The sequence below is a fragment of the Alterirhizorhabdus solaris genome (genome assembly GCF_007785815.1).
GTDB lineage: Bacteria > Pseudomonadota > Alphaproteobacteria > Sphingomonadales > Sphingomonadaceae > Alterirhizorhabdus > Alterirhizorhabdus solaris.
The window spans coordinates 1-10,149 of sequence record NZ_VNIM01000128.1; the positions used below are offsets into that span (position 1 = coordinate 1).

The window sequence follows — 10,149 nt, forward strand, 5'->3', positions numbered from 1 at the left end:
GTGGCGACGGCATCCACCATCAGCCGCGCGACGCCGGGATAGTTGAAGATGATCTCGACCACGATGACTCCCCCGAGCAGGACCGACAGCGATAACGCCACGGCGGTGGCGATCGGGCCGATCGCGTTGGGCAGCGCGTGGCGCAGCACGATCCGCATGGGCCTGACCCCCTTCAGCCGCGCCGCCTCCACATAGCTGCTGTCGAGCTGATCGATCACCGCGGCGCGCGTCATCCGCACCATCTGCGCGATCACCACGCAGGACAGGCTGAGCACCGGCATCGCGAACACCCGCGCCATGTCCCACAGCGAGTAGATCTCGCGGGTGGAAGACAGTGCCGGCAGCCAGCGCAGGGTGACGGCGAACAGCATCACCGCCAGCGTGGCGATCAGGAACTCGGGCACCGAGACGACCGCGATGGCGACGAAGCTGACCACGCGATCGAACGTGGACCCCCGCTTCACCGCCGAGGCAATGCCCAGCCCCAGCGCGATAGGCACCGAGAACAGGGTCGTCAGCCCGGCGAGCAGCAGCGAGTTGGGCAGCCGCGCGGCGAGCAATGCGGACACCGGCGTGCCGGTGACGAGCGAAGTGCCGGCGTCGCCCGTCAGCACGCCGCCCAGCCAGCGCAGGTAGCGCAGGTACGCCGGCTCATCGAGGTGCATCGCGGCGCGCAGGCCGGCCACCGCTTCCGGCGTGGCGCTCTGCCCCAGGATCGCCTCGGCCACGTCGCCCTCCATCAGCAGCGACACTGCGAACACGACGAACGAGACGAGCAGCAGCGTGGCGAGCGAGATGCCGATCCGCCGCGCGATCAGGCTGATGACCTGCGGGTTCATGCCTTTTCGTCCAGCCAGACGTGGGAGGCGAAATCATAGCCCATCAGCCCGCCGCTCGGCATCGGCCGCAGGCCCTTCACCTTCGGGCTGTGCGCGTCGAGCAGGCTGAGAAACAGCGGGATGCCTACGCCCGAGCCGTCGTGGATGCGATGCTGCATCTCGCCGTAGATCGCGCGGCGGACGCCCTCGTCGGTGCTGCCGCGCGCTTCCAGCAGCAGCCGGTCGAAGCGGGCGTCGTGCCACGCGCTCTCGTTCCACGGCCCGTCCGAGGAGAAGAACTGCGTGAAGATGATGTCGGCGGTGGGGCGCGGGTTCACGTTGCCGAAGCCCATCGGCACCTTCATCCAGCTGTTCGTCCAGTAGCCGTCGGCCGGCGCCCGGCGCAGATCGAGCGTGATGCCCGCGCGGCGTGCCGCCTGCTGCATCACCACGCCCAGATCGTCCGACTTCTCGGCGGCGGTGGAGGAGACCAGCGGGATCGTGGCGCCGGCCATCCCGGCCTTGCGGAAATGGTAGGCGGCACGCTCGGGGTCGAACGCGCGCTGCGGCAGGTCGGTGGCGAAATAGGGGTTGGTCGGCGGGATCGGCTGATCGTTGGCGATCGTGGCATAGCCGCGAAACACCGCGTCGCGCATCGCCGGGCGGTCCATCAGCAGCTTCATGCCCGCCACGAAATCGGGGTTGTTGCCGGGCGCGCGATCGAGCCGGATGACGAGATCGGTATAGCCGCCCGTCTTCGTTTCGAGCACGCCGAAGCCGGCCTTGCGGATGTGGCGGCTGATGCGCGGGTTGACCGAGTTGATGAGGTCGACGTCGCCCGAGAGCAGCGCGTTCACCCGCGCGCTGTCGTCGGCGATCGAGAACAGCTCGACCTCGCCCAGATGCACCGGGCCGCGCCAATAGTCCTCGTTGCGCGCCGCCACCGATCGCACGCCGGGCTGGAACTCGACGCAGCGGAACGCGCCCGTGCCGTTGGCGGTGGCGAAATCGGTAGTGCCGGCGCGGACGATCTGGAACTGAGGCAGGCCCAGGATCACCGGCAGGTCGGCGTTCGGCCCGGTCAGCGTGATCCGTACCGCATCGCTGCCCATCGCCCGCACGTCGGCGAACTGGCCGGCGAAGGCCGCCGCCTTCGATCCGATCGCCGGATCCTTGTGGCGGCGGATCGAATACACCACGTCGTCGGCGGTGAGCGGCTTGCCGTCGTGGAAGCGTACGCCCGGGCGCAGCTTCACCGTCCAGATGCGTGCGTCGCTGCTGTCGATCGCCTCGGCCAGCGCCGGCTCGGCGCGCGAATGGGCGTCCAGCCTCGTCAGCCCGTCGTAGAACATGTGGCAGCGGCAGTAATCGGTGACGACCGTCTGCCTGGCCGGATCAATCGTGTCGGCGGTGGAGCTGGCCGGCGTGGCCACGCGCAGCCGCCCGCCCTTCACCGGCTTCGGCGGCGTGGCGAAACCGCAGGCGCCTAGCCCCAGCGGCAGGCCGGCCGCGAGCGCGCCCGCGCCCAGCAGACGCAGCGCACCGCGCCGGTCCGGCGCCGGGAAGGCCGCCACCTTCACCGGCGCCAGTCCTGATAACGGTAATAGGCACCGACCAGCGGCAGGAACCACGGCGTGCCGAAATGACCGGGGATCGCCGGCCACTTCAGGTTCGCCCACGGGTTCGCGGCGGCGTCGCCCGCGATCACCCGCGCCATCCGCTCGCCCATCAGCACCGACATCTGGGTGCCGTGGCCGCTGTAGCCGGTCGAGTAGAAAATTCCGTCCCGCTCGCCCGCGCGCGGCATCCGGTCCGCCGTCATGTCGACGATGCCGCCCCAGGTATAGTCGATCGGGAAGTCGGCAAGCTCGGGAAAGATACGCGCCATCCCCGCTTCCAGCACCTTGCCGCTCTTGAGGTCGCTGCGCGGCGAGGAGAGGGCGAAGCGGGCGCGGCCGCCGAAGATCAGCCGGTCGTCGGCGGTGAGGCGGAAATAGTTGCCCACGTTGCGCGTGGTGGAGCAATTGCGTCGCCCCGGCATCAGCCGCGCCACCTGGCCCGGGCGCAGCGGTTGCGTCGCCACGATGAAGCTGCCGATCGGCACGATCCGCCGCCGCATCCAGCCGAACGGCCCCTTCATCGAGGCGCCGGTGGCCAGCAGCACGGCATCCGCCTCGATCGGTCCTTTCGCCGTCTCGATCCGGTGCCGCCCGCCGGGTATTTTCGTGATCGCGGTGACGCCGGCCTGCTCGTGCAGCACCGCGCCGTGGCGCACCGCCGCCTCCGCCAGCCCCGCCGCGAACCTGCCCATGTGAAGCGAGGCGCTGCGCGGGAACACGATGCCGCCGTGGAACTGGTCGGAGCCGATCTCGCGGTGCAGGTCGGCCTTGTCGATCAGGCGGAGGTTCGGCTCCACCTCGCGCGCCAGCATCTCGGCGGTCTTGCCCAGCTTTTCGCCATGCTCGGGCTTGTCGGCCAGCTTCAGCTTGCCGTTGCGGACGAAATCGCACTGGATCTGCTCGTCGCGGACGATCGCCTCGACCCGGTCCACGCCCTCGTCGAACGCGTGATACAGCGCTCGCGCGGCGTCCATGCCGATCTTCGCCGCCAAACCGCCCAGATCGCCGGCCAGCCCGTTGTTGCACTGCCCGCCGTTGCGGCCCGAGGCCTCGCCCGCCACGCGCCCGGCCTCCACCAGCACCACGTCGGTGCCGGCCATCGCCAGCGCGCGGGCAGCGGCGAGGCCGGTGAAGCCGCCGCCGACCACCACGACCGAGGCCTTGCGCGGCAAGGGTGCATCCGATGCCCCGGCAAAGCGCGGCGCGGTATCGGTCCAGAAGGACTCGAGCTTCATCGTCCGGTCCTCCCGTGCTGCCTGATCGCCATCGCCTGTCCCCCGGTCATCGGCCCGTTCCCGGCCTTCGGTATGCTATGATCTTCGGCCATGCCCCCGGCATTGTCGCCACGCGGCAGATGATGCCGCAGGCGCATCGTGCCGAACTCACCGGGCAGACCGCAGACTTTGCCGCGTCCGCCCGGCCACCTCATTCGCCCGCCGCCCAGCTCTTCAGGTCGGGACGGCTGACGGCGCCCTCGATCGTGGCGATCACGCGCTCGCCCATCAGCGGGCCGAACTTGAACATCTGTCCGTCGCAATTGCCCACCGCGATCATGCGGCCTTCCGTCTCGATGCGGAAGCGGCGGCTGGTGTCCATCATGTAATAGCCCACCTGCACGCGCAGCGGCACATACGCCCCGATGTCCTTCACGAAACGGCCGAAGCCGGCGAGGATCGCCTGCGCCTCCCCTTCGGGGCTGGCGACGCCGCCATCGGGATCGGCCGGTCGGCGATGCGCGCCATAGCCGAACTTCAGGTCCGTGCCGCAGACGCCGGGCAGGGTATAGCCGCCGTTGTCGCCATAGGCGACGAGCGCCGGGCCTTCGTTCCACGCCTTCGCATAGGCCGGCGGCGGGGTGACGTAGCACAGCGCCTGCCGCATCACCGGATGCCCGGCAAAGGCCGGCACCAGCCGCCCGCCCCAGGCGCCGGCCGCCACCACCAGCGCATCGCCCGCGATCGTCCGCCCGTCCGCCAGCGTGACGGACGCGGCGGCGGGATCGACCGTGGCGACCGTGGTGTCGGGCATCAGCTCCACCCCCATGCGCGCCACCAGATCGGCCAGGCCGGCGACGATGCGATCGGCGAACAGCGGCCCTGCGCGGCCACCCACCACGCCGAACGATTCGTCGGTCAGGCGATATTGCGGGCACAGCACCGACAGGGCGGCCGCATCCAGCACGTCGTGCTGCAAGCCGGTGCTGCGGAAGGTGGCGAGCGTGCGATGCGCGTAATCGCCGTCCTTCTCGGCGATGGCGATCGCGCCGGTATCGACGAAATGCGTCGCGCCGAGATCGGCCCACAGCCGGTCCCACGCGTCGAACGCATCGTGCACCATCACTGTGTAGCCGGCCGCATCGCCGTAGTGATGGCGGATCATGCGGTGCGAATCCCACGATGAGGCGAGCGGGTTGGGGATCGGACCGCGCTCGATCAGCACCACGTCATGCCCTTTGGCGCGGGCGGCGCGAGCGGTGGAGAGGCCGACGACACCGGCGCCGACGATGATGATCCGGGCCAAGGCATTCCTCCTTCAGAGACAGGCTCGATAGGCGAGGATAGGCGGCGCTTCCCGGCAGGATATGGCAGATCGTGCCGCCAATCGAGGACATCGCCCCGACACTCCGCCGCATCGCGGCAGTCCATGCCAGCGATGTCGGGCTATCTGGTGCTGGTGATGGTCCGGCCCGGCCGGAATGAATGAGGAGGATGGTCGATGGCGGCCTTGCCCGACACGGTGCCCGACAACCGGATGAGCCTGCGGGCGATGGAGGAGGGGGATATTCCCGCCGTCCACGCGCTTTCCAAGGCGGAGAAATGGCCGCACCGCGTCGACGACCTCGCGCCGATGCTGGCGCTGGGGCACGGCATCGTCGCTGAGATGGGCGGGAAGATCGTCGGCACCACCATCTGGTGGCCCTGCGGCGACAAGGTGGCGACGCTCGGCATCGTCATCGTCTCGCGCACCCATCGCGGCGCCGGCATCGGCCGGATCGTGATGGAGGCGGTGCTCGATGCGATCGGCGACCGCACGATCCTGCTGAACGCGACCGACGACGGCCTGCCGCTGTACCGCAAGCTGGGGTTCCAGGGCGTGTCCGAGATATTGCAGCATCAGGGTGCCGCCTTCTCCGTACCGATCGTGCCGCTGGAGGCGGGGGAACGGTTGCGCCCGGTGGGCCTGCGCGACGCCGACCGCGTGGCCGCGCTGGTGGAGGGCGCGACCGGGCTGCACCGGCCCGCGCTGATGGCGGCGCTGCTGAAGAAGGCGCGCGGCGTGGTGATCGACCGCGAGGGCGAGCTGCTGGGCGTGGCGCTGTTCCGCCGCTTCGGGCGCGGCTATGTGGTGGGGCCGGTGGTGGCGCCCGATCCGCACCGGGCGCGCGCGCTGATCTCGCACTGGGTCGGCTCGCGCGCGGGCAAGTTCACCCGGCTGGACATCACCGGCGAGAGCCGGCTGGGCGAGTGGCTGGACGAGCTGGGCCTCGTCCGCGTCGGTCGCGTCGTCACGATGGTGAAGGGGGAGCCGCCTGTGCCCACGGGGCCGGCGCATTCCTTCGCCATCGTCAGCCAGGCGCTGGGCTGATGGGCGGCATCGCGGGGCTGACGCGGCCCGATCTGTTCATCGAGCGGATGCGGATCGGCGGGGAATGGATGGCCGCCTCGGGCGGCGGCACGGTTCCCGTCGAGGATCCGGCGACCGGCGAGACGATCGGCACCGTGCCGGCCGGTGACGCTGCCGACGCGCGCGCCGCGATCGACGCGGCCGCCGCCGCCTACGGCCCGTGGCGCCGGCGCACTGCGGGCGAGCGTGCCGCCATCCTGGAGCGGTGGCACGACCTGATTCTCGCCAACGTCGCCGATCTCGGTCGGATCATGACCGCCGAGCAGGGCAAGCCCACCGCCGAGGCGGAAGGCGAGATCCGCTACGCCGCCACCTTCGTGAAATGGTTCGCCGAGGAAGGCCGCCGCATCGGCGGCTATGACGTGCCAGCGCCGACCGCCGACCGCCGCGTGCTGGCGCTCAAGGAGCCGGTGGGCGTGTGCGCGGCGATCACGCCGTGGAATTTCCCGGCGGCGATGATTACCCGCAAATGCGCCCCGGCGCTGGCGGCGGGCTGCACCGTGGTGGTCAAGCCATCGGAGCTGACCCCGTTCAGTGCGATCGCGCTGGTGGAGCTGGCGCGGCAGGCCGGTGTGCCCGACGGCGTGCTGAACATCGTGACGGGCCTGCCCGCCGATATCGGCGCGGAACTCACCGCCAGCGAGACGGTGCGCAAGATCAGCTTCACCGGCTCCACCCGCGTCGGCGCGCTGTTGATGGAGCAGTCCGCCCCTACGCTGAAACGGCTGAGCTTCGAGCTGGGCGGCAACGCGCCCTTCATCGTGTTCGACGACGCCGACCTCGACATGGCGGTGGCCGGCGCGATGATGAGCAAGTTCCGCAACGCCGGGCAGACCTGCGTGTGCGCCAACCGCATCCTCGTGCAGGCCGGCATCCACGATCGCTTCGTCGAGCGGCTGGGCGCGGCGGTGCGCGCGCTCACCGTGGCGGACGGGCGACGGGCCGGGGCCACCATCGGCCCGCTCATCAACGCCGCCGCCACCGCCAAGGTGGCGGGGCATCTGGCGGACGCGCTGGCGAAGGGGGCAAGCGTGGCTGCCGCCGCCGACTTCGCCCACGACGAAACCCGCTTCTCGCGCCCCGTGCTGCTGACCGGCGCCACCACGGACATGCGGCTGGCGACCGAGGAGACGTTCGGCCCGATCGCCCCCGTGTTCCGTTTCGAGGAGGAGGCCGAGGCGATCGCCATCGCCAACGCCACCCCGTTCGGCCTCGCCAGCTATTTCTATACCGACAACCTGCACCGCGCGTGGCGCGTGGCCGAGGCGCTCGACTTCGGCATGGTCGGCCTCAACACCGGCACCGTTGCGATGGAGATGGCCCCGTTCGGCGGCATCAAGCAATCGGGCCTGGGCCGCGAGGGCGGGCGCGCGGGGATCGAGGAGTATCTCGAAACCAAGGCGTTCCACTGGGGCGGGCTGAAGCTCTGACGTACATCCGCTCCTCAGAATGAGCGGATTTCCTGGAAGAATCTCAAGGAGCCATCATGCCCCACTATACGATCGCGGTCCTCCCCGGTGACGGCATCGGCACCGAGGTGATGCCCGAGGGCCTGCGCGTATTGGAGAAGGCCGCGGCGAAGTTCGGCTTCACCGTGGACCAGCAGCACCACGATTTCGCGCATTGCGGCTATTATGCCGAGCACGGCCGGATGATGCCGGAGGACTGGAAGGCGCGGATCGGCAACCCTTCCGCCATCCTGTTCGGCGCGGTCGGCTGGCCGGATATCGTGCCCGACCACATCTCGCTGTGGGAATCGCTGATCCAGTTCCGCCGGGAATACGACCAGTACGTCAACCTGCGGCCGGTGCGGCTGATGCCGGGCGTGCCGTGCCCGCTGGCCGGGCGCAAGCCGGGCGACATCGACTTCATGGTGGTGCGCGAGAATACCGAGGGCGAATACAGCGCCATCGGCGGCACCGCCTTCCCCGGCACCGATCGCGAGGTGGTGATCCAGGAGACGGTGATGACGCGCGTCGGCGTCGATCGCATCCTGCGCTACGCCTATGATCTGGCGATGACGCGCGGGAAGAAGCACGTCACCTCCGCCACCAAGTCGAACGGCATCGCCATCACCATGCCCTATTGGGACGGCCGGGTGGAGGCGATGGCGGCGCAATATCCCGAGATCCGCAGCGACAAATATCACATCGACATCCTGTGCGCGCAGTTCGTGATGAACCCCGACCGGTTCGACGTGGTCGTCGCCTCCAACCTGTTCGGCGACATCCTCTCCGATCTCGGCCCGGCCTGCACCGGCACGATCGGGGTGGCGCCGTGCGGCAACATCAACCCCGATCGCTCGGTGGCCTCGCTGTTCGAGCCGGTTCATGGCTCTGCCCCCGATATCGCCGGCAAGGGCATCGCCAACCCGGTGGGCATGATCTGGACGGTGGCGATGATGCTGGAGCATATCGGCGAGACCGAAGCCGCCGCGGCGATCGTCCGCGCGATCGAGACGGTGCTGGCGACGCCGGAGGGCCGCACCCGCGATCTGGGCGGCACCGCCGATACGGTGGCGTGCGGGCGGATGATCGCCGACGCGCTCTGACCGGGCGGGGCGGGGGCTGCCGCCCTCGTCCGGCCATCGGCAGCGATGCACAAAGGAAGGGCCGGGGGATCGCTCCCCCGGCCCTTTCCTCATGCTGACGGGATCACGCCGCCGGGCGGTAGATCGCGTACACCTTCTTCACCTGCTCGCGGCTGTCCCACGAGCACATCGCGCCCTGCTCGATCAGGAAGATATCGCCGGTGGCGAACGTGCCCGCACGGCCCGCCTCGTCCACGAACGTCACCGCGCCCTGCAACAGGTGCATCAGCTCGTAATGGCGATAGCGCATCGGCAGGCGGTGGTAGGGGGTTGAGTCCCATGTGCCGACCATGAATTCGCCGTTGGCCGAGCGATAATCGGTCACGCTGCGGCAGGCCGGCGTCGGGCCGACCAGCAGGTCCGCCAGCGGCGCCCCCGAGGGGGCGAGCGGCGCGGCTTCGTCGACGATCAGCGGAGCTTCGGCACCCGCCGGCCCGCTGGTGCAGCGCATCACGATCGCGCGGGTGGCCGGCGCCGCCGTCCAGCGGAAACCGCCGCCGCCCGGCAGCACGCCGCTCTCGTTCTGCCCGAGGCTGATCGCGCCGCCATCGTGCTGGATCGCCAGCGCGCCCGCGATCACGAGGACGAACTCGTCGCCCGGCAGCGGATCGGCCGTGCCCGCGCCGCCGTCCAGCGCCAGCAGGTCGAGCGTCACCGGCCCCCCCGGCAACGGCAGCGCGACCCGCGCGGAGAGCCAATCACCCGCCGGCACCGGCCCGGCATCGGCGGCGAAGGCGCGCAGGTCGACGAAGCTGCGGACCGTCTCGGCCACGTCGCTCATGGCGTTCACAGCCCCACCAGACCGGGCAGGCCACCGATGTCGGTGATCTCGTGCGTGCTGTAATAGGGGTTGGCCGGTTCGTGCCCACGATTGACGTAGGCCCGCGCGCCGAAGCCCATGTCGTGCGCGGTCATCTGGTCGTAGCGCATGCTGGACGAGACGTGGAGCATCTCCTCCGGCGCGCAGCCGAGCTGGTCGAGCATATATTCGAACGCCTGCATCCGCGGCTTGTAGGCCTGCGCTTCCTCCGCGGTGTAAACGGCGTGGAACGGGGCCTGAAGGGCGGTCACGCTGGCCGGGATCAGGTCCTTCATCGAGTTGGACAGGATCACCAGCGGATATTCCGCCGCCACGCGCTTCAGCGGCTCCACCACGTCGGGGTGCGGGCCCCACGTCGGCACGGCGGCATAGACCGCCGCCGCGTCGCTGTCGCGATACTCGACGTTCGCCCTGGCGCAGGTACGGCGGAGCGAATTTTCCACTACATCGCGGTATGGCTTCCAGGCGCCCAGCACCTCGTCGAGCCGGTAGGCGGAGAAATCGGCGACGAACGCGTCCATGTCGGCGGCGGCGACGCGATCGGCGTAGAGTCGGCGCGCGACCGGGGCCATCTCGAAATAGATGAGCGTGCCGTAGCAATCGAACGAGATGTATTTCGGACGCAAGGACATGGGATCCCCCTTGATGGAGCCGCGAGCGGAGGACACACCTTAGCCG

9 protein-coding genes are annotated in these 10,149 nt (G+C 69.8%); 3 read left to right on the forward strand and 6 right to left on the reverse strand.

The window, feature by feature from the left end:
- The 4 genes from FOY91_RS19290 to FOY91_RS19305 all read right to left on the reverse strand — a co-directional run.
- Window positions 1–839 (reverse strand): ABC transporter permease (locus tag FOY91_RS19290; RefSeq protein WP_145155385.1); only part of this gene is annotated, 839 nt, incomplete at its 3' end.
- The gene (locus FOY91_RS19295) at window positions 836–2,398 is read right to left on the reverse strand and encodes an ABC transporter substrate-binding protein (protein ID WP_238995798.1); all 1,563 of its coding nucleotides are present in this window, start codon (window positions 2,396–2,398) and stop codon (window positions 836–838) included. The genes FOY91_RS19295 and FOY91_RS19290, both read right to left, overlap by 4 nt.
- Window positions 2,395–3,672 (reverse strand): NAD(P)/FAD-dependent oxidoreductase, encoded by a 1,278-nt coding sequence (locus FOY91_RS19300; protein ID WP_145155389.1) that lies wholly within the window; start codon window positions 3,670–3,672, stop codon window positions 2,395–2,397. Before FOY91_RS19300 ends, FOY91_RS19295 begins: the two co-directional genes overlap by 4 nt.
- A 190-nt stretch (window positions 3,673–3,862) precedes the next feature.
- Window positions 3,863–4,957, reverse strand: a complete 1,095-nt coding sequence (locus FOY91_RS19305) for an NAD(P)/FAD-dependent oxidoreductase (RefSeq protein ID WP_145155391.1) — start codon at window positions 4,955–4,957, stop codon at window positions 3,863–3,865.
- 195 nt (window positions 4,958–5,152) lie between these two features.
- On the opposite strand from FOY91_RS19305, the gene FOY91_RS19310 reads away from it, so the two are divergent.
- The 3 genes from FOY91_RS19310 to FOY91_RS19320 are packed head-to-tail and all read left to right on the forward strand — an operon-like array spanning window position 5,153 to window position 8,612.
- Window positions 5,153–6,022 carry a GNAT family N-acetyltransferase gene (locus FOY91_RS19310; RefSeq protein ID WP_203234636.1) on the forward strand — a complete coding sequence of 290 codons (870 nt, stop codon included), beginning with the start codon at window positions 5,153–5,155 and terminating at the stop codon, window positions 6,020–6,022.
- On the forward strand, window positions 6,022–7,491 hold the full coding sequence (locus tag FOY91_RS19315) for an NAD-dependent succinate-semialdehyde dehydrogenase (RefSeq protein WP_145155393.1): 1,470 nt from the start codon (window positions 6,022–6,024) through the stop codon (window positions 7,489–7,491). The genes FOY91_RS19310 and FOY91_RS19315 overlap by 1 nt, the downstream gene beginning before the upstream one ends.
- 56 nt (window positions 7,492–7,547) lie before the next feature.
- Window positions 7,548–8,612 carry a tartrate dehydrogenase gene (locus FOY91_RS19320; protein WP_145155395.1) on the forward strand — a complete coding sequence of 355 codons (1,065 nt, stop codon included), beginning with the start codon at window positions 7,548–7,550 and terminating at the stop codon, window positions 8,610–8,612.
- 103 nt (window positions 8,613–8,715) lie between these two features.
- Here FOY91_RS19320 and FOY91_RS19325 read toward each other — a convergent pair whose 3' ends face one another.
- Together FOY91_RS19325 and FOY91_RS19330 are read right to left on the reverse strand one after the other, a co-directional pair.
- Complete coding sequence (locus FOY91_RS19325) at window positions 8,716–9,432, reverse strand: cupin domain-containing protein (RefSeq protein ID WP_145155397.1); 717 nt, start codon at window positions 9,430–9,432, stop codon at window positions 8,716–8,718.
- Window positions 9,433–9,437: 5 nt separating this feature from the next.
- The gene (locus tag FOY91_RS19330) at window positions 9,438–10,103 is read right to left on the reverse strand and encodes a haloacid dehalogenase type II (RefSeq protein WP_145155399.1); all 666 of its coding nucleotides are present in this window, start codon (window positions 10,101–10,103) and stop codon (window positions 9,438–9,440) included.
- Between the last annotated feature and the right edge of the window lie 46 nt (window positions 10,104–10,149).

What these genes read in the sequence shown, in the direction of transcription:
- FOY91_RS19300 (WP_145155389.1), bottom strand. Translation starts at nt 3,672, where the DNA reads ATGAAGCTCGAGTCCTTCTGGACCGATACCGCGCCGCGCTTTGCCGGG.
- FOY91_RS19315 (WP_145155393.1), top strand. Translation starts at nt 6,022, where the DNA reads ATGGGCGGCATCGCGGGGCTGACGCGGCCCGATCTGTTCATCGAGCGG.
- FOY91_RS19330 (WP_145155399.1), bottom strand. Translation starts at nt 10,103, where the DNA reads ATGTCCTTGCGTCCGAAATACATCTCGTTCGATTGCTACGGCACGCTC.
- FOY91_RS19320 (WP_145155395.1), top strand. Translation starts at nt 7,548, where the DNA reads ATGCCCCACTATACGATCGCGGTCCTCCCCGGTGACGGCATCGGCACC.
- FOY91_RS19310 (WP_203234636.1), top strand. Translation starts at nt 5,153, where the DNA reads ATGGCGGCCTTGCCCGACACGGTGCCCGACAACCGGATGAGCCTGCGG.
- FOY91_RS19325 (WP_145155397.1), bottom strand. Translation starts at nt 9,432, where the DNA reads ATGAGCGACGTGGCCGAGACGGTCCGCAGCTTCGTCGACCTGCGCGCC.